The sequence below is a fragment of the Sphingopyxis sp. genome, assembly GCF_050916055.1.
Classification (GTDB): domain Bacteria; phylum Pseudomonadota; class Alphaproteobacteria; order Sphingomonadales; family Sphingomonadaceae; genus Sphingopyxis.
This window is the reverse complement of record NZ_CP051527.1, coordinates 2,870,682-2,889,715: the sequence shown is the minus strand read 5'-3', so window position 1 is coordinate 2,889,715 and position 19,034 is coordinate 2,870,682. Positions and strand designations below refer to the sequence as shown.

Sequence of the window (19,034 nt, the reverse complement as noted above, 5' to 3'; positions counted from 1 at the left end):
GTGGCGAGGGGTCCGGGTCCGCTGGACAGGGTGGGCGCCGCACGGCTTGCCGACCCGATGTCCGTGAGATGAATTTTTGTGACAGGATACTGATCCTATGTCGATGAGTGTAGGCGACAATGGGGGCGAAGATGCCCCGATGTCCGAGATCAACACGACGCCGCTCGTGGATATCATGCTCGTGCTGCTCATCATCTTCCTCATCACGGTTCCCGTGGTGGTGCAGACGGTGAACCTCGAGCTTCCCGACGTGGCGTTCGAGGTGACGACGACGAAACCCGAAAACGTGCTGCTCTCGGTGCGTTCGGCGGATACCGACGGCGACGGCGAGCCCAATGCGGAAAGCAGCGCCTGCGAAGTCTATTGGGGCCAGACCCCGGTCGATTCGCGCGAACTGCTCGATCGCGGCCAGAAAAAGCTCGAACAGCTGATCGAGGATATCGGCGGCGTCGAGAATATCACCGAAGACAATTTCCCCGAAGTGCACATCCGCGGCGACGTCAACACGCCGTACCAGTGCATCGGCGGGGTGATTTACACGATGCAGTTCGCCGGCTTCCAGAAGATCGGGTTCATTTCGGAACCGGCTGCTGGCTCGGGCACGGTAAGCCGCCTGTAAGGGCGCTGCCCGTTTAGGAACGAAGGAAAAATCGCATGTCCATGTCAGTTGGAGAGCGCGACGAAAACGAACCGATGATGGACATGAACACGACGCCGTTGATCGACGTCATGCTCGTGCTGCTCATCATGTTCATCATCACCATTCCGGTCCAGACCCACGCGGTCAAGATCGACCTGCCGGTGCCCGACAACAGCACCAGCAACGTCGACCCGGAAAAGAACAAGGTGATGATCGATCCCGCCGGGACGATCACCTGGAACGGCTCGCCGATCGATCTGGCGCAGCTTGCGCAATATCTGGAACAGACCAAGGCGTTGCCGGTCGAACCCGAATTGCAGGTCCAGCCCGATCCCTATGCGCGCTACATCGTCGTCGACAATGTGTTGGCGGTGATCAAGCGAAGCGGCGTCGGCAAACTCGGCTTCGTCGGCAACGAACAATATGCGCGCGTCTTCTGATCGTTGATCGACAGCGCGTTTGAAGAAAGGGCCGCGAAGCGATTCGCGGCCCTTTCCCTTTGCGGCGTCTGCAATTAAGGACGCGTGCAATTAAGGACGCGGCGGCCAGGCATGCACTGCCGGGTCGGTGCCGGACCGGACGCTCAAGATAGAGGAATCTCCCAATGAAAATCGCGATGATCGGAACGGGCTATGTCGGCCTCGTCTCGGGGGCCTGTTTTTCCGATTTCGGCCACGAGGTCGTGTGCGTCGACAAGGATGCAGGCAAGATCGACGCGCTCCATGCGGGACGGATGCCGATCTTCGAACCCGGCCTCGACGCGCTCGTCGCGGCGAATGTCGCGGCCGGACGGCTGTCGTTCACTACCGAACTCGCCCCCGCGGTGGCGGGCGCCGACGCGGTGTTCATCGCGGTCGGCACCCCGTCGCGGCGCGGCGACGGCCACGCCGACCTGTCCTACGTCTTCGGCGCTGCCGAGGAACTGGCCGCGACGCTGACCCACGATTGCGTCATCGTGACCAAATCGACCGTGCCCGTCGGCACCGGTGACGAGGTCGAACGCATCCTGCGCGAAGGCGCGCCCGAGCGCAGCCACAGCGTCGCCTCGAACCCCGAATTCCTGCGCGAAGGCGCCGCGATCGGCGATTTCAAGCGCCCCGACCGCATCGTCATCGGCGCCGAGGATGCGCGCGGCGAAGCGGTGCTGCGCGAAGTCTACCGGCCGCTGTTCCTCAACGAAGCGCCGATCCTGATCACCCGCCGCCGCACCGCGGAGATGATCAAATATGCCGCCAACGCCTTCCTCGCGACGAAGATCACCTTCATCAACGAGATCGCCGATCTGTGCGAAGCGGTCGGCGCCGAGGTGCAGGACGTCGCGCGCGGCATCGGGCTCGACAACCGCATCGGCGGCAAATTCCTCCACGCCGGGCCTGGCTATGGCGGCAGCTGTTTTCCCAAGGACACGCTGGCGTTGCTCAAGACCGCGCAGGACAATGACGTCCCGCTGCGCCTCGTCGAGGCGACCGTCCAGGCCAACGACCTGCGCAAGCGCGCAATGGGACGCAAGATCGTCGCCGCGCTCGGCGGCAACGCCCGCGGCAAGACGGTCGCGCTGCTCGGCCTGACCTTCAAACCGAACACCGACGACATGCGCGATTCGCCCAGCCTCGCGATCGTCCAGACGCTGCTCGACGCCGGCGCGCGGGTCACCGCCTACGATCCCGAGGGGATGGAGGTCGCAGCGTCGATGATGCCGCAGGTCGAAATGAAGGACAGCGCCTATGCCGCCGCCGACGGCGCCGACGCGGTCGCCATCGTCACCGAATGGGATGCCTTCCGCGCCCTCGATCTCGCACGCCTCGGCGGCGCGATGGCCAGCCGCACCCTCGTCGACCTGCGCAACATCTATCGCCGCGACGAAGTGCTCCGCCACGGCTTCCGCCACATCGCTATTGGAACCGCCGGCAATTAAGGGCATCGTCGCCGCGGGGAACTTTGCCGTGCCGCCCGCATTGCAAATCTGAACGGTTTCTTCCGGGGAGTAGCAAGATGATGACGCGTTTGACCAAAGGCCGCACGATGACCGGTGCCGCGCTCGCCTGCCTCGCGCTCGCGGGCTGCGCCAGCATGGACCGGCCGGCGCCCACGCCGCCGCCGGCCGACGCGGTCGCCCAGCTCACCGACGCCCGCGGCGCCGATCGCGGCCGCGTCGATATCTTTCGCGACACCAACGGGTTGCGGCTCGAACTGGTGGCGCGCGGCTTTCCCGCCGGCACCTATGGCATGCACGTCCACGCCGTCGGCCAGTGCGCGCCGCCGAAATTCACCAGCGCCGGTCCGCACTGGAACCCGACCGGGGCGCAGCACGGCCGCGAAAACCCGCTCGGCGCGCACCATGGCGATCTGCCCAACCTCGTCGTCGAACCCGAAACGATCGGCCGCGCGACGCTGACTCTGGTCGGCAGCCGGCTGAGCGGCGAGGGCGCGCTGCTCGACGCCGACGGCGCCGCCTTCGTCATCCACGCCAAACCCGACGACATGAAAACCGATCCCAGCGGCGCCAGCGGCGACCGCATCGCCTGCGGCGTGATCGTCGCCCCGCCCGCGGGGTAAGGCCTAAAGCCCTCTCCCCTTGGGAGAGGGTTGGGTGAGGGTGTCCAAGGTTGGCTTCCGCAGGTTGGCGTGATCCCTTCGCCTACGCTCCCCACTCATAATCGCCATGGCCCTGCGCCTTCAGCCCGCCGCCGCGCGCTCGACGATCGTCGCCTCGGCGCGCGGGACGGCGCGATAGGCGTATAGCAACAGCGCGAGCGCGATCGGTGCGACCCCGATCAGCGACAAGATGCCGGTGCGCAGGTCGCCGACCGGCTGGCCATCGACCATCGTGCCCGCCAGATCCGAAATCTGCCCGACCATATACGGACCGAACGACAGGCCGACGAGCGTCGTGCCGAGGAAGAAGGCCGCGGTCGCCGTGCCGCGCATCCGCGGCAGCACCAGGTCCTGCGTCGTCGCCGCCGCGGCGCCCAGCGCCGTTGCCCCGAACATGCCGGCAAGGAAGTTCATGCTATAGAACAGCGCCGAATTTTCGGTGGTATAGCCGATCCAGATCGGCACGATCGGCGCGACCACCCCGAAAATGATCATCAGGACGCGCCCCGCGGGGTTCTTGGCGCGCAGCGCGTCGGCGATGCGGCCGCCGATGATCACCCCGATGAAGCCGCTGACCGCGCCGTTGGCGCCGAGGATGAAGGCGAGCTCCTGCTTCGGCAGCCCGAGGACGATTTCGGCGTAAGGCGCCGACCAGAAGGCGAGCGCATAGGCGGCGAGGCTGACGAGCCCGTACCCCAGCGTCGTGCAGATGAACGCCGGGGTGCCCCAGATCAGCCGGAAGGTCGCAGTGTCGCGCGCGCGCAGCGTGCACGCCCACGAAAAGACGGCATAATAGCCGAGTGCGACCGCCATCCACTGCGCCTCGTTGGCCGTCAGTTCGATCATCCACCAAGCAAAGGCGGAAACTGCAATCGCGAACCCGATGTTGATCGCCAGCGCCATTGGTCCGCGCTGCCACGCGCCATACAGCGTCAGCGGCGGCACGATCATGGTCAGATCCTTGCCGAACTCACGAAATGGCGTCGCCGAATCATGGGTCGGTACGCCGTCCATGGCGCCGCGCGCGGGTTCGCGCAGGCTGGCAACCCACAGAGCGAGCAGCAGCCCGGGGATGCCGACGGCGAGGAACGCGGCTTGCCAGCCGACGAGGCCCAGCGGGCCGCCGGCGGGGTAGGTGCCGTTCCACGCCTCGCTGATCGACGCGCCGATGAACAGCGAGACGCCGCCGCCCAGATAGAGCCCGGAGGAATAGATGGCGAGCGCGGTGGCGCGCTGTTTCTTTGGAAAGTAATCGGAGATCAGCGAATAGGCGGTCGGGCTCGCGGTTGCCTCGCCGACGCCGACGCCCATGCGCGCCAGGGTCAGGGTGATCTGGTTGTAAGCGAAACCCGACAGCGCGGTCATGACCGACCACAGCGACAATCCGATCGACAACAGCTTCACGCGGTTCCAATTGTCCGCAAGGCGCCCGAGCGGAATCCCGAACAAAGCATAGAACACCGCAAAAGCCGCGCCGCCGAGAAAGCCCATATCGCCATCGCTCAACCCCAGATCGGCCTTGATATCGACCGCGAGGATGCTCAAAATCTGCCGGTCGATGAAGTTGAGGATATAGACGACGACCAGGACCGACAGGACGTACCAGCTATAGCCCGTGGCCTTCGGCTCCGCCGCATCGGGCGCAGCGCTCATCTCGTTCTCGGCCATCTGGCAACCCTCTCCCGGACCCGTTATCGTTGGCCGCCATGGCTAGCAGAGCCGCACGCGGGCGCAAGTTGAAAACCGGTTCAACTTCGCGCGAAAGGACAGTCGATATGCGCGATGATAGACAAAATGCCATCCTCTTCCTCTGCCTCGGCAACATCTGCCGCTCGCCCCTCGCCGAAGGCGCGACGCGCGCCGCCTTCGCCGCCGCGGGGATCGACGCGACGCTCGATTCGGCAGGAACCGGCGACTGGCACGTCGGCCGCCCGCCCGATCCGCGGGCTGAGGCCGAAGCGCGGCGCCGCGGCGTCGACATCGCCGATCTCCGCGCGCGCCAGCTGGCGCCCGCCGACTTCACCCGCTTCAACCTGATCCTCGCTGCCGACGACAGCAATTTGCGCGAGGCCCGCGCGCTCGCCCCGCCCGGCGCGACGGCGCGGCTGGCGCTGATGCTCGATCTTGTCCCCGGCCGCGCGGGCGCCAGCGTGGCCGATCCCTATTATGGCGACGACGGCGGTTTTGCGGCAACCTGGGACGATGTCAGCGCGGTCGCCGCGGCGCTGGTTGCCGCGGCATCGGGCACGAGCGGATAGCGCGCCACGGGATGGTAGCGCGACCCGCCATGCCCCATCTCGCTTTCATACAATATGACCTGATCGAAGACGAAGGCTTCGCTCGCCAGATCGCTGTGCAGCGCCATGAACGGTGCGACCGGGCCGCAGCCGCGGTTCAGCCGCGCCAGCGTGATGTGCGGCAGGAAGGCGCGGGTCTCGGGGGCGATGCCGACGCGCGCCAGGCATTGTTCGACCTTGCGGTGCAGTGCCGCCAGCGGCTCTTCGGGCGCGATCTTGGCCCACACCATGTGCGGCCGCCCCTGGCGTTCGAACAGCCCGACCCCGGCAATGCGCGCGGACACCGCCGCGGCGTGCAGCGCGCCAAGCGCGGCAGCAATGTCTTCCGCGCGGTGGCGATCGACTTCGCCGATGAAGCGCAGGGTCAGATGGAGCTGCTCGTCGACCTGCCAGCGCGCGCCCGCAATGCCATGCATCGCCGCGATCAGCGCGGCGCGGACGGGGCGCGGCGGGCGCAGCGCGACGAACAGGCGGTGGGTCGGCATGACCCCGCCAGCATAAGCGCTTTGCGCGGCGCGGAAACCCGAAACGCGCCGCTTGTCCGGTTTCGCTTGAAAGCGGGGAGGAAAATGCCGATATTGCGGACTACGGTCGGTATGGGCTGACCGGTTATGGAGTGAAAACAATGGCTAATTGGAACGACCCCAATATGGCGGCTTCCGGTTTCGGGGCCAACGCAACTGCGATGGACCAGGCCGTCGATGCCGGCCTGCGGTCGTACATGCTGTCGGTTTACAACTATATGGCGTCGGGCGTGCTGCTCACCGGCATCGTCGCGCTGCTCGCCTTTCAGTCGGGCTTTACCCAGTCGCTGATCGGCAGCCCGCTGATGTGGGTCGTCGCGCTGGCGCCGCTGGCGTTCGTGATGGTGCTGAGCTTTGGCATCAACAAGCTGTCGACGACGGCTGCCCAGGCCCTGTTCTGGACCTTCGCCGCGGTGATGGGTCTGTCGATGTCGACGATTTTCCTGCGCTTCACTGACGCGTCGATCGCGCAGACCTTCTTCGCGACCGCCGCCGCGTTCATGGGCCTCAGCCTCTACGGCTACACGACGAAAAAGGATTTGTCGGGTTTCGGCACCTTCCTGATCATGGGCGTTTTCGGCATCCTGATCGCGATGTTGCTCAACGCGTTCATCTTTCAGTCGGGCGCCCTGACGCTGGCGATCAGCGTCATCGGCGTGCTGATCTTTGCGGGGCTTACCGCCTATGACACGCAGAAGATCAAGAGCATGTATTTCTACGTCCGCGGGACCGACTTCGTCGGCAAGTCGGTGGTGATGGGCGCGCTGACGCTCTACCTCGACTTCGTCAACATGTTCACCTTCCTGCTCAACCTGCTGGGCAGCCGCGAATAAGCGGACGGACGGAAACGGTAAGGACAAGCCCGGCGAAGCGATTCGCCGGGCTTTTTCGTGGAGGGCTTACCCAAAGTTGAAATCTGCGCGGCGAATGGCGGCTAACGAGCGGTAGCTGCCGAAAAAGCCCCTCTCCTTCAGGGGGGGGGTTGGGGTGGGTTCTCGCGAGGTAGCATAAGGCAGATGGCCCCCACCCGCTGCGACTACGCCAGCAAGCTGGCAAGTCTCGCTGCCCTCCCCTGAAGGGGAGGGCTTGACGCCTACTGCACCGTCCGCTCTCCACCCCAAAGCTCCCATGCGCAGCAAAAAACGCTTTCCTACATTATTCGGCTGTGCCAGCCTTAATATCAGCTCTTTCAATTTGTCGGCGAAAACGGTCGCGGTGCGGATCGCGGATGCGGCTTGGTATCCAGCAGCCCCCTGTCCGCCGAACACGCAAAATCGGGAGCTGCAATAGGCTGAACTTTCCTGAACTTTGGTATCCCGGCCCCGTGCCCGCGACCACCGGGTCGCGACCCGCCCCGGACCAACCGACGACGGCAATGACCCTTACGACTCTAAGGGTGACATGCGGATCAACCCGGATTCGCCGCCTGCATCTCGGCGATCAGCCCATTGTCGATGTCCTTCGCCCGTTTGTACGCGGCGCGCTCGCGCAGCGGCGCGACATAGGCCTCGAACGCCGGACGGCTCTCGATCGTCCCGAATTGCAGTCCCCAGTCGATCTGGCTCCCGACATAGACATCGGCGGCGGTGAAGTGGTCGCCGGCGACGAACGCCTTCCCCGCAACCGCACCTTCGAGCGCGTCGAGCGCTGCTGCAAGCGAGCCGAAGCCGGCCATGCGTTGCTGTTCTTCGGTCGGTTCGATCCCGAAATGTTTCGCGGTAATCGCCTGTTCGACCGGGCCGGAGGTGAAGAAGAGCCAGCGGTAATAATCGGCGCGGCCGGCGAGCGCGGGGGCCAGCTTCGCGTCGGGGAATGCGTCGGCCAGATAGGCACAGATCGCGGCGCATTCGGTGACGACCCTGCCGCCGTGGACGATCGCGGGAACCTTGCCCATCGGATTGACCGCCAGATAGGCAGCGTCCTTCATCGACGTACCATAGTCGAGGATGTGCGTGTCATAAGGCGCTCCAACCTCTTCGAGCATCCAGCGGGCGATTTGCCCGCGCGACATGGGATTGGTGTAGAATGTCAGGTCGGCGGTCATGGCGCATCTCCTCTGCGGCGGCGATTCGCGGCGAACATATCATGAACAACGGGGCGCCGCCATCGCCGGTGCTTGTTTTGTCATGCCACCGGGGTAAGGCAAGGCATGAGCGACGAACGCATCTGGACTGCCGCCGTGCTGGTGATCGGCGACGAGATTCTCTCGGGCCGCACCCAGGACAAGAATGTCGCGCAGATCGCGACCTGGCTCGACGTGCAGGGCATAAGGTTGCGCGAGGTGCGGATCGTCCCCGACGTCGAGGACGAGATCGTCGATGCGCTGAACGCGGTGCGCGCGCGCTACGATTATGTCTTTACCACCGGCGGCATCGGCCCGACCCACGACGACATCACTGTCGATGCCGTCGCCAAGGCGCTGGGGGTCGGGGTGATCGTGCATCCCGACGCGCGTGCGATCCTCGAACGCTATTATACGGCGCGCGGCGGCGAACTGACCGATGCGCGGCTGCGGATGGCGCGCACGCCCGAGGGCGCCGAGTTGATCCCCAACCGCATGTCGGGGGCGCCGGGCATTCGCCTCGGCAACCTCTTCGTCATGGCCGGGGTACCACACATCACCGCGGGGATGCTCGACGCGCTGACCGGAACGCTCGAGGGCGGGGCGCCGCTGGTCGCGCACACGATCGGCGCCTGGGCGCCCGAAAGCGAAGTCGCCGACCTGCTGCGCCAGGGCGAAAAGACGCATCCCGGCGTCGCGATCGGCAGCTATCCCTTTTTTCGCAACGGCACCGTCGGCGCCAATTTCGTCATCCGCTCGACCGAGGCTGCGAGCGTCGCCGCCTGCGTCGCGATGCTGACCGCGGGGCTCGAAGCGGCGGGCTATGCGGTGACCGACGGCGGCATCTGATCCACCGCGTCGTCGTCGCTGGTGCGCGTCGCGCGCGGCAGGCGGCGGAGCATCAGGATAGCGAGCAGGCCGAACAGCGCCGCGACCAGGAACGCCGCGCCGGGGAAATGCACCGGGGCCGCGTCGGCGGTGAACCAAGCCATCGTCCCGGTCAGCAGGATCGGCGCGACGAGCTGGCCCAGCCCCATCGCCATCGCCGAGATCCCCTGGACCTCGCCCTGCGTATCGGCGGTTGCGCGGCGCGACATCATCGCCATCAGTGACGGCTGGACCGGCGCCTGCAGCGCCATCGGCAACAGCAGCAGGAAGGCGCCGACGGTCGAGGTGACGAAGGCGTAACCGATATACACCGCGACCGCGACGAGGATGCCGAGCGTCGCGGCGTCGCGTTCGCCAAAGCGCGCGACCGCCGGGCCGACGACGAACATCTGCCCGAGCGCGATCATCACCCCGACCGCGGCCAGGCTGGCGCCGATCATGCCCGGCGTCCAGCCGAGCTGGGCGATGCAATAAAAGCTCCACGTCATCGGATAGACCAGGCTGGCGATCTGCCACAGCACCAGAACCCACGCGACCCCGCCCATGCCGGGCAGGCCGCGCAAGGTCTGCAGCGCGCCGAGCGGATTGGCGCGCCGCCAGTCGAAGGCGCGGCGGCGTTCGGGGGGCAGCGTTTCGGGAAAGATGAACAGGCCATAGAGCATGTTGGCGGCGGCGAGCAGCGCCGCGGCGACAAACGGTGCGCGCGGGCCGATCTCGCCCAGAAAGCCGCCGATCGCCGGCCCGGCGACAAAGCCGATGCCGAACGCCGCGCCGACGAAGCCGAAATTGCGCGCGCGCTCCGCGGGGGCGGTGATGTCGGCGATCGCAGCCTGCGCCGCGGCATAGCTGCCGCCGAAGATGCCCGACAAGGCGCGCGCGACGAACAACCAAGGCAGGGTTTCGACGATCGTCAGCAGCGCATAGTCGATCGCGAGTCCGCCGAGCGCGAGCAACAGCACGCGCCGCCGCCCGAAACGGTCCGACAGATTGCCGAGGATCGGCGAGGCGACAAAGGTCGCGATCGCCATGACCAGGCCGATCCACGCCCCGACCTCGATCGCGCGCGGCAGGTCGATCGCCCCGACCTCCATCACCAGTTGCGGCAGCACCGGCATGATGATGCCGAAGCCGACCGCGTCCATGAAAATGGTTGCGACGATGAAGGGAATGGTGCGGGATGCGGTCAAGCCATGTTCCGTCGGTCGAGGTGCGCGCCGCGCCATACCGCGCCGCGAGAATTCCATGCCAATAAATTCGGTTGCCGCGACGATTTTGCCGCCCTAGCGGCACCGATCCCGCTTTGGAGCGTTATCCGCCGATGAAACTCGCGATCACCGCCGCCCTCGATTATCGCCTTGGCGATCCCGTCGACATGATGTTGCAGATCGAGGCTGCCGCGATCCCCGAACAGACGATCCTTCGCGCGTCGCTCGACGTCGGTGCGACCGAGCATTTCGCCCGCATCGCAGCGCAGGACATGATCGGCGACCGCATCTGGCTGCGCCGCGGAGGCGAACTGAACCTGCGCTACGCGGCGACGATCGAGATCAACCGCGTCCTCACCGATTACCGGACGCTCGACCAGGTGCCGATGCACCGTCTGCCGGCCGAGACCGTCCAGTATCTCAACGAATCGCGCTATTGCCCCGCGAACAAGTTCATCCACTTCGTCCAGGACGAGTTCGCAGACGTCGCTGGCGGTGCCAAGATCGGCCGGATGCGCGACTGGATAGAGGCGCATTTCACCTATGTCTCGGGATCGAGTGATTCGGAAACCAATGCGCTCGACAGTTTCGTTCAGCGGCAGGGCGTGTGCCGCGATTATGCCCATGTGCTGGTCAGCCTGGCGCGCGCCGCCGCGATTCCGGCGCGCATCGTCAGCGTCTATGCGCTGGGCGTCGAACCGCAGGATTTCCACGCCGTCGCCGAAGTGTTCCTCGGCGACGAATGGCATCTGGTCGATCCCACCGGAATGGCGAAGGAAAGCGAAATGGCCAAGATCGGCGTCGGCCGCGACGCCGCCGACATCAGCTTCCTGACCGCCTACGGCGAGATCGAGATGCTGCGCCAGCAGGTGACGGTGACGGCGGTGGATTGAGCCGGGCTGATCGCGGCAAAAAACTGGAGCGGGTGAAGGGAATCGAACCCTCGTCACTTGCTTGGGAAGCAAAAGCTCTACCATTGAGCTACACCCGCTTAGCGCTGCGCGATTGGCACAGGTCTGCGCGGCGGTCAATATTCGTGTCAGCGCGTCGTTTCGCTGATCGTTTCCATCGCGACGAAGGTCGAGGTGCTGGCGACGTGCGGCAGGCTGGAGATTTTTTCGCCCAGCACGATGCGGTAGCGGCGGATATCGGGGGTGCGAACCTTGAGCAGATAATCGAAGCTGCTCGCGATCATGTGGCATTCTTCGACCTCGGGAATCTGCCGCACCGCCTGGTTGAACTGGCGCAGCGCCTCTTCGCGTGTGTCCGACAATTTCACTTCGGTGAAGGCGACATGGTCGAGCCCGACCTTCACCGGATCGACGATCGCACGGAAACCGACGATCAGCCCGCTTTCGACGAGGCGCTTCACACGCTGCTGACAGGGGGTCTTCGACAGCCCGACCCGCGATGCGAGCGCGGTGTAGGTGATCCGCCCGTCGCGCCCGAGGATGGCGAGGATCTTGCGGTCGAACTCGTCAAGATCGACCACGGAGAGCTCGTTTTTCATCTCATTCGGCTACCATAACGCCATAAATAGGTCAAAGCTTAGCACTTTCAGTCCATATGAAGGCAGAATGCCGTCAGGCAATGCGATATGGTTGCGCATGACCAACGCTGTTTTCGACCGCGCGCCACTGCGCGCCATCGCCCGCCGCTTCGAAGCCGACATCGTCGCCGACCTGCGCGCCGAACTCGCCCGTTCGCCCGCCGGCGTCGCCGCCGTGACCGCGCGCGGGCTGGCGATCATCCGCCGCGCCAAGGCCGAGGGCGACCGCGAGACGCTCGTCGCGCAGCTGATGAACCGTTACCGCCTCTCGACCGAGGAAGGCGTCGTGCTGATGTGCCTCGCCGAGGCGCTGCTGCGCGTTCCCGACAATGCGACCGCCAATGCGCTGATTCGCGACAAGATCGCCGGGCGCCACTGGCGCGAGGGCGAGGATGAAGACAGCCCGCTGGTCGTCGCGCTGTCGGCGCGCGGCCTGTCGCTGGGCTCGGCGACGCTGATGCTCGACGCGATGGGGAGCCGGGCGAACCCGCTGACCTTGCTCAAATCGATGATTCGCCGCTCGGGCGAGCCCGTCATCCGCCAGGCGGCGCTCGCGGCGATGAAGCTGCTCGGCCAGCAGTTCGTGATGGGCGAGACGATCGACGCCGCTTGTCGGCGCGCCGACAAGGAAAAGTCCGAACTCGCGAGCTTCGACATGCTCGGCGAGGCGGCGCGCACCGCCGCCGACGCGCGGCGCTATTACGACAGCTATGCCAATGCCATCGCGCGCATCGGCAAGGCGGCCAAGCCCGGCGATCCGCATGCCAACCACGGCATCTCGATCAAGCTGTCGGCGCTGCACCCGCGTTACGAATATCTGCAAGCCGCGCGCGTCCGCGACGAGCTGATCCCGAACGTCATCGAACTCGCAAAGGCGGCGCGCGACGCGAATATCCCGCTGATGATCGATGCCGAGGAAAGCGACCGGCTCGAGCCGCATATGGACGTGTTCGCGGCGCTTATCGATGCCGGGATCGCCGACGGCTGGATCGGGCTGGGGATCGTCATCCAGGCGTATCAGAAGCGCGCGCCCGCGGTGATCGAATGGCTCGCCGAGCGCGCCCGCGCGCGCGGCGTCAAGCTGTCGATGCGGCTGGTCAAGGGCGCCTATTGGGATACCGAGATCAAGCGTGCGCAGACGCTGGGGCTCGCCGATTTCCCGGTCTTCACCACCAAGGCGCACACCGACCTCAACTATCTGCGCTGCGCCCAGTTGCTGCGCGATTGCCAGGACTGCATTTATCCCGCCTTTGCCAGCCACAATGCGATGACGCTGGCCTTCGTCTCCGAGCTGTTCGCGGGCGCCGATTACGAGCTCCAGCGGCTGCACGGGATGGGCGAGGGCGCGCATGACGCGCTCGTCGCGCTGTTCCCGCCGCCGCGCCCGGTGCGGGTCTATGCGCCAGTGGGGACGCACCGCGACCTCCTCGCCTATCTCGTCCGCCGGCTGCTCGAAAATGGTGCCAACTCCAGCTTCGTCCACCAGTTTTCCGACCCCGACGTGACCGCCGAGGAGTTAGCGATCGATCCGCGCAGCATCGCGTCGGCGCCGTCGAAAATCGCGACCGGGCTGGGCCTGTTCGACCCCGCGCGCCGCAATTCGCGCGGCTACGACCTCGGCGAGCCGGGCGTGCCCGAGGCGCTGGTCGCCGCCATCGCCGCGGCACGGCGCGCCGAACCGGTCGCGGCGCCGATCGTCGGGGGCCGGGCGCGCGGCGGGGCCGCGGCAGCGGTGCGCAACCCCGCCACCGGCGCCGTCATCGGCCAGGTGATCGAGGCCGATGGCGCCGCGGTCGCCGACGCCGTCGCCGCGGCGCGCGCGGCGCAGGGCGACTGGAGCCTCGCCGGCGGGGCCTTCCGCGCCGAACGCCTCGAACGCGCCGCCGACCTGATCGAGGCGCGCGATGCGCTGCTCCTCGGCCTCGCGATGGACGAGGCGGGCAAGACGCTCGCCGACGCCATCGCCGAAGTGCGCGAGGCGGTCGATTTCCTGCGCTATTACGCCGCGCAGGCGCGCGCCGATTTCACCTACCCCGTCGCGCTGCCCGGCCCGACCGGCGAGCGCAACGAACTGATGCTCGAGGGCAAGGGCGTGTTCGTGTGCATCAGCCCGTGGAATTTCCCGCTCGCCATCTTCCTCGGCCAAGTGTCGGCGGCGCTCGCGGCGGGCAATGCCGTGATGGCCAAGCCTGCCGAACAGACGCCGTTGATCGCCCACGCCGCGGTCGAAATCCTGCTCGAAGCCGGGGTGCCGGGCGACGTCCTCGCATTCCTCCCCGGCCGCGGCGAGACCGTCGGCGCCGCGCTCACCGAGCATGACGACATCATCGGGGCCGCCTTTACCGGATCGACCGAGGTCGCGCGCGCGATCAATCGCGGCCTCGCGATGCGCGACGGCCCGATCGCGACGCTGATCGCCGAAACCGGGGGGGCCAACGCGATGATCGTCGATTCGACCGCGCTGCCCGAACAGGTCGCGCGCGACGCCGTCGCCAGCGCCTTCCAGTCGGCGGGGCAGCGCTGTTCGGCGCTACGCCTGCTCTGCGTGCAGGATGACGTCGCCGATGCGATGATCGATATGGTCGCGGGCGCGATGGCCGAGCTCAACGTCGGCGACCCGGCATTACTGGCGACCGACGTCGGCCCGATCATCGACGAAGAGGCGCAGGCCAATATCGCCGCTTATGTCGCCGAAGCGCGCGCGGCGGGCCGTGTGATTGCCGAAGCGGCGCGCACCGACCTGCCCGCGGGCGGCCATTTCGTGCCGCCGGTGGTCATCCGCCTCGACCATGTCAGCGATTTGAAGCGCGAGATTTTCGGGCCCGTGCTGCATGTCGCGACGTGGCAGGGCGGCGAACTCGACGACCTGATCGATGCGATCAACGCTTCGGGTTACGGCCTGACGCTCGGCGTCCACACGCGCATCGACGGGGTCGCGGCGCATGTCGCGGCGCGCGCACAGGTCGGCAACGTCTATGTCAACCGCAACCAGATCGGCGCCATCGTCGGCTCGCAGCCCTTCGGCGGCCGCGGCCTTTCGGGCACCGGCCCGAAAGCGGGCGGCCCGCATTATCTGCACCGCTTTGCCGAGGAAAAGACGATCAGCACCGATGTCACCGCGGCGGGGGGCAATGCGGCGCTGATGGCGGGTTAGGAGTAAGCAGGGCAGAAGGATTTCGCACGAAGCCTGGAAGCCACAAAGATTCATCAAATCGGCTCGTGCTGAGCTTGTCGAAGCACCGTCCTTTCCACGTCGGAGAGAGGAAAAGCGGCCCTTCGACAAGCTCAGGGCAAACGGGGTATGGAGCGTCTTTGTGGCTTCGTGCGAGCCCTCTTAAGCCCCCGGCACCCCCAGCAGCTGCGCCTGCGCCTGCAGCCGCCCCGCCGCCGTGGGGTTCGCGGCAATCCCGTCCTTCAGCGCCTGCGCCGCCTTTGCCGTCTCGCCCAGCGTCATGCGGCTGCGCATCAGCATGATCCAGCGGTCGACATCGGCCGGATTGGCCTTCAGCTTCGCCTCCAGCCCGTCGACCATGCCCGCGATCATCGCGTCCTGCTGGCCTTTGGGAAGCTGTGAGGCGGCCTCCATGTCGGCGCGGCTCGGTCCCGGGATCGCGCGCGCCGCGACCGGCATTTCGTCGGCGGTCAGCGGCCGCGCCTCGGTCGCTGCCAGCCGCGGCGCGACGTCGATCGCGTGGATTTTGCCGACCTGTTCGATCGTCCGGCGCAGGTCGGCTTCCCATGGCGCGCCCTGCGGCGTGTCGGCGAGCAGCGCGAACCAGTCGTCGATCGCGCCCTGGTGGTCGCCGCCGATGTCCTTCTTGACCGCGAGGAAATAGCGCGCGCGCGGATCCTTGGCATCGAGCGCGATCGCCTTTTCGAACGCCGCGAGCGCCGCCGCGGGCATCGGGTCGCGCTCGCTCGCCATCACCCGCGCTTCGCCCAGCGCCGACCAGAGGCCAGCCGATTCGGGCGAAAGCGCGGTCGCTTTCTCATACGCCGCCGCCGCGCCGGCAAAATCGCCAAGGTCGAATCGCGCCGCGCCGAGCGCCGTCCACGCCTCGGCGCTGTCGGGTTCGCTTTTGGTACGCGCCTCCAAAGCCGCGAGCTGGTCGGACGGCGCCATCGCCCCCTCGACCGGGGCATCGGCGCTCACCGGCGCGGAATCGCGCCAGATCGCATAGCCGATCGCGGCGACCAGCAGCACGAAAGCGGCGATCAGGATCGCGCGATTGGCGCCGCTCATGCCGCCGCGGGTGCTCCCCGACATCTCGTTGCTCTCGCTCATTTTTGCCCCTTTGTGCAGCGCACGAAAAAATGGCGTCTGTGCGCGCCGTCATATTGCCTTTGCCCGGCGATGGTGTAGCCTTTCCGGCACAAGGTCGGTCAACGATAAAATAACGCCAGGGTCGCACCGGCTTTCCCAGTCATCAGGGGAGGGGTGCATGGCAGTTTCGGATCACGTCGATTTTTCGACGTTCATGGAAGGCGTAAAAAAGCGCAACCCGGGGCAACCCGAGTTCGTGCAGGCGGTGCAGGAGGTGTCGGAAGACATTTTCGACTTCATCGCCGACAAGGAGCAATATCATGCGCAGCAGATATTGCGCCGCATCGCCGAGCCCGACCGGGTCATATCTTTCCGCGTCTGCTGGGAGGACGACAACGGCAATATCCGCGTCCAGCGCGGCTGGCGCGTCCAGAACAACAATGCCATTGGCCCCTATAAGGGCGGCATCCGCTTTCACCCCAGCGTCACCGAAAGCGTGCTCAAGTTCCTCGCGTTCGAACAGACGTTCAAAAATGCGCTGACCGGGCTGCCGATGGGCGGCGGCAAGGGCGGGTCGAACTTCAATCCCAAAGGCAAGAGCGTCCGCGAGATCATGCGCTTCTGCCAGAGCTTCATGACCGAGCTCTATCGTCACATCGGCGCCGACGTCGACGTGCCGGCGGGCGACATCGGGGTGGGCGGGCGCGAGATCGGCTTCATGTTCGGCCAGTATAAGCGCATCACCAACGAATTCACCGGGGTGCTCACCGGCAAGGGGCTCGAATGGGGCGGGTCGCTGATCCGCACCGAGGCGACGGGTTATGGCGCGGTCTATTTCCTCGCCAACATGCTCGCGGCGAAGAACATGGATCTGGTCGGCAAGACCGCCGTCATTTCGGGATCGGGCAATGTCGCGACCCACGCCGCCGAAAAGATCGTCCAGCTGGGCGGCAAGGTGCTGACGCTGTCCGATTCGGGCGGCTTCATCCACGATCCCGACGGCATCACCCAGGAAAAGATCGACTGGGTGAAGGCGCACAAGACCCACCGCCGCGGCCGAATCGAGGACTATTGCGCCGAATTCAAAGGCTCGACCTTCACCGCGGGCAAGACGCCGTGGGGGGTCACCTGCGACGTCGCGCTGCCGTGCGCGACGCAGAACGAGCTGCTCGGCGACGATGCGAAGGCGCTGGTCAAGAACGGCTGCATGGCGGTCAGCGAAGGGGCGAACATGCCGACCAACCTGGAGGGCGTCCACGTCTTCAAGGATGCGAAGATCATGTTCGCGCCGGGCAAGGCGGCGAATGCCGGCGGCGTTGCGGTGTCGGGCCTCGAAATGAGCCAGAACAGCGGCCGGCGCAGCTGGAGCGAGGGCGAACTGCAACAGATGCTGAAAGACATCATGGACGGCATCCACACGCGCTGCCTGACCTATGGCGACCAGGGCGGTGGCTATATCGATTATGTGAAGGGCGCGAACATCGCCGGCTTCAAGAAGGTGGCCGATGCGATGCTGGCGTTCGGGGTGGTTTAGGCGCAAAAGCGCCGGGCCGGGCAAAAGGGGACTGTGGGCATGACAACGCACGCTGGACAAGGGCGCGGCGATCGATCGGGGGCGTGGGTTGCCGCGCTCGCGGCGATGCTGCTCGCGCTTGGTCTGGCGCTGCTCGCCTTTGCCGCGCCGGCGCGGTCGCAGGACGAGGCCGGCGGTCGCTTCCTCGGCGTTGCCTCGTGCGCCGGATCGACCTGCCACGGCCGGATGGAGGGCGACGGGACCGTCGTCCGCCAGGACGAGCTGATGCGATGGCAGGAGCCCTCGACCCCCGGCGGCGCGCACAGCCGCGCCTGGGCGGTGCTGGGCAATAGTCGCAGCCAGTTCATCGCGCGCAACCTGGGGATCGGCGACCCGGCGCGCGCGCCGATGTGCCTCGGCTGCCACAGCGACGCGGCGGCGAGCCGCGGCACCGCGCCGCTCGCCGACGGGGTCAGCTGCGAATCGTGCCACGGCCCGGCGGGCAGCTGGATCGCCAGCCACTATGCCGGCATCGGCACCAATGCCGATCCCGACCGCGAAATGCGCGAAAAGCATCTCGCGAACCTGCGCGCCGGGGTGCGCAAGCTCGAGGATCCGGTGGTCCGCGCCGGGGTTTGCGTCGACTGCCATTTCGGCGCCGCGGGCGAAGGGCAGTTCGTCACCCACCGCATCATGGCGGCGGGGCATCCGCGCATTTCGTTCGAACTCGACCTCTTCTCCGCACTCCAGGCGCATCATCAGGAGGATGCCGATTACGGCTGGCGCAAGTTCGGCGCCGCGGCCGCCCGCACCGATCACGTCCAGATGTGGGCGGTCGGACAGGCGACCGCGCTCGAACGCAGCCTCGCGCTGTTCCAGTCGCGGCGCGGGACCGAGGGGATGTTCCCCGAATTTTACTTCCTCGACTGCCATAGCTGCCACCGCCGCATCTTCGACCAGGCGAAGCCGGTGCGCAGCGGTATCGACAACCCGGGCCGGCAGATTCCCGAAGGCATGCCGCCGTATAATGACGAGAATTTGATCATGCTTGCCGCCGCGGCCCGCCTTGCCGCCCCCGCGCTCGCCGACCAGCTCGGCGCGCGCACCGCCGCCTTCCACCAGGCGATGGCGACCGACCGGGCCAGCGCGGTCGCCGCGGCGGCGCAGCTCGGCCAGACGGTGACGGCGCTGAAGGGGGCTTTTGCATCGCGCGGCTTTTCGGGCACCGACGCCTTCGCCCTCGTCGACGCGATCGCCGCGAAGGCGATCAGCGATCGCTACACCGACTATGCGGGATCGCAGCAGGCGGTGATGGGGGTCGATACGTTGCTGGGTGCGATGGTGTCGTCGGGCCGGGTCACGGTCGGGGCCGCCGCAGGGATTCGCGGCGACATCGACCGCGCCTATGCCGCGGTCAAGGATCCCAATGCCTATCGACCCGCCGAATTCCAGGCTTCGCTCGGCAGCGCGGTGCGCGCGATCCGGGCGCTCAGGTAA

Annotated in this window: 17 protein-coding genes and 1 tRNA gene; 11 read left to right on the top strand and 7 right to left on the bottom strand. The window is 66.6% G+C overall.

Features of this window, described 5'->3' with window-relative positions; translation table 11 throughout:
* The first annotated feature begins 97 nt into the window (after window positions 1-97).
* From HEQ22_RS14075 to HEQ22_RS14060, 4 genes are all read left to right on the top strand, one after another.
* A complete protein-coding gene (locus HEQ22_RS14075) occupies window positions 98-619 on the top strand; it encodes an ExbD/TolR family protein (RefSeq protein WP_432768471.1) in 522 nt (173 codons plus the stop codon).
* 35 nt (window positions 620-654) lie between these two features.
* Window positions 655-1,080, top strand: coding sequence for an ExbD/TolR family protein (locus HEQ22_RS14070; RefSeq protein ID WP_432768470.1), 426 nt, complete (start codon window positions 655-657; stop codon window positions 1,078-1,080).
* A 164-nt stretch (window positions 1,081-1,244) separates the two neighbouring features.
* Window positions 1,245-2,555 carry a UDP-glucose dehydrogenase family protein gene (locus tag HEQ22_RS14065; RefSeq protein ID WP_432768469.1) on the top strand — a complete coding sequence of 437 codons (1,311 nt, stop codon included), beginning with the start codon at window positions 1,245-1,247 and terminating at the stop codon, window positions 2,553-2,555.
* A gap of 77 nt (window positions 2,556-2,632) precedes the next feature.
* The gene (locus tag HEQ22_RS14060) at window positions 2,633-3,196 is read left to right on the top strand and encodes a superoxide dismutase family protein (RefSeq protein WP_432768468.1); all 564 of its coding nucleotides are present in this window, start codon (window positions 2,633-2,635) and stop codon (window positions 3,194-3,196) included.
* Between the two features lie 120 nt (window positions 3,197-3,316).
* Here the strand turns inward: HEQ22_RS14060 and HEQ22_RS14055 are convergent, their stop codons facing one another.
* Window positions 3,317-4,903, bottom strand: coding sequence for a spinster family MFS transporter (locus HEQ22_RS14055; protein WP_432768467.1), 1,587 nt, complete (start codon window positions 4,901-4,903; stop codon window positions 3,317-3,319).
* Between the two features lie 107 nt (window positions 4,904-5,010).
* Here HEQ22_RS14055 and HEQ22_RS14050 point away from each other — a divergent pair, with 107 nt between their 5' ends.
* Entirely contained in the window at window positions 5,011-5,493 is a 483-nt protein-coding gene (locus HEQ22_RS14050; RefSeq protein ID WP_432768466.1) for a low molecular weight protein-tyrosine-phosphatase, read from the top strand.
* Here HEQ22_RS14050 and thpR read toward each other — a convergent pair.
* Window positions 5,400-6,017: an RNA 2',3'-cyclic phosphodiesterase gene (thpR, locus tag HEQ22_RS14045; protein ID WP_432768465.1), complete on the bottom strand. Its 618-nt coding sequence runs from the start codon at window positions 6,015-6,017 to the stop codon at window positions 5,400-5,402. The genes HEQ22_RS14050 and thpR overlap by 94 nt on opposite strands.
* Window positions 6,018-6,157: 140 nt before the next feature.
* Between thpR and HEQ22_RS14040 the strand changes: the two genes are divergently transcribed.
* Complete coding sequence (locus HEQ22_RS14040) at window positions 6,158-6,889, top strand: Bax inhibitor-1/YccA family protein (protein WP_432768464.1); 732 nt, start codon at window positions 6,158-6,160, stop codon at window positions 6,887-6,889.
* Between the two features lie 575 nt (window positions 6,890-7,464).
* Here HEQ22_RS14040 and HEQ22_RS14035 read toward each other — a convergent pair.
* Complete coding sequence (locus HEQ22_RS14035) at window positions 7,465-8,100, bottom strand: glutathione S-transferase family protein (RefSeq protein WP_432768463.1); 636 nt, start codon at window positions 8,098-8,100, stop codon at window positions 7,465-7,467.
* A gap of 105 nt (window positions 8,101-8,205) precedes the next feature.
* Between HEQ22_RS14035 and HEQ22_RS14030 the strand changes: the two genes are divergently transcribed.
* Window positions 8,206-8,967: a competence/damage-inducible protein A gene (locus tag HEQ22_RS14030; RefSeq protein ID WP_432768462.1), complete on the top strand. Its 762-nt coding sequence runs from the start codon at window positions 8,206-8,208 to the stop codon at window positions 8,965-8,967.
* On the opposite strand, the gene HEQ22_RS14025 is transcribed toward HEQ22_RS14030, so the two are convergent.
* Entirely contained in the window at window positions 8,940-10,193 is a 1,254-nt protein-coding gene (locus tag HEQ22_RS14025; RefSeq protein ID WP_432768461.1) for an MFS transporter, read from the bottom strand. The genes HEQ22_RS14030 and HEQ22_RS14025 overlap by 28 nt on opposite strands.
* 131 nt (window positions 10,194-10,324) lie before the next feature.
* On the opposite strand from HEQ22_RS14025, the gene HEQ22_RS14020 reads away from it, so the two are divergent.
* Entirely contained in the window at window positions 10,325-11,104 is a 780-nt protein-coding gene (locus tag HEQ22_RS14020) for a transglutaminase-like domain-containing protein (RefSeq protein WP_432768460.1), read from the top strand.
* Window positions 11,105-11,128: 24 nt separating this feature from the next.
* On the opposite strand, the gene HEQ22_RS14015 is transcribed toward HEQ22_RS14020, so the two are convergent.
* Window positions 11,129-11,202 (bottom strand) — tRNA-Gly (locus tag HEQ22_RS14015).
* A 48-nt stretch (window positions 11,203-11,250) separates the two neighbouring features.
* Window positions 11,251-11,721 carry an Lrp/AsnC family transcriptional regulator gene (locus HEQ22_RS14010; protein WP_432768459.1) on the bottom strand — a complete coding sequence of 157 codons (471 nt, stop codon included), beginning with the start codon at window positions 11,719-11,721 and terminating at the stop codon, window positions 11,251-11,253.
* 97 nt (window positions 11,722-11,818) lie between these two features.
* On the opposite strand from HEQ22_RS14010, the gene putA reads away from it, so the two are divergent.
* A complete protein-coding gene (gene putA / locus HEQ22_RS14005) occupies window positions 11,819-14,914 on the top strand; it encodes a bifunctional proline dehydrogenase/L-glutamate gamma-semialdehyde dehydrogenase PutA (protein ID WP_432768458.1) in 3,096 nt (1,031 codons plus the stop codon).
* Window positions 14,915-15,094: 180 nt separating this feature from the next.
* On the opposite strand, the gene HEQ22_RS14000 is transcribed toward putA, so the two are convergent.
* On the bottom strand, window positions 15,095-16,045 hold the full coding sequence (locus HEQ22_RS14000; RefSeq protein ID WP_432768457.1) for a TPR domain-containing protein: 951 nt from the start codon (window positions 16,043-16,045) through the stop codon (window positions 15,095-15,097).
* A gap of 157 nt (window positions 16,046-16,202) precedes the next feature.
* On the opposite strand from HEQ22_RS14000, the gene gdhA reads away from it, so the two are divergent.
* Both gdhA and HEQ22_RS13990 read left to right on the top strand, forming a co-directional pair.
* A complete protein-coding gene (gene gdhA, locus HEQ22_RS13995) occupies window positions 16,203-17,558 on the top strand; it encodes an NADP-specific glutamate dehydrogenase (protein WP_432768456.1) in 1,356 nt (451 codons plus the stop codon).
* Between the two features lie 39 nt (window positions 17,559-17,597).
* Window positions 17,598-19,034: a multiheme c-type cytochrome gene (locus HEQ22_RS13990; protein ID WP_432768455.1), complete on the top strand. Its 1,437-nt coding sequence runs from the start codon at window positions 17,598-17,600 to the stop codon at window positions 19,032-19,034.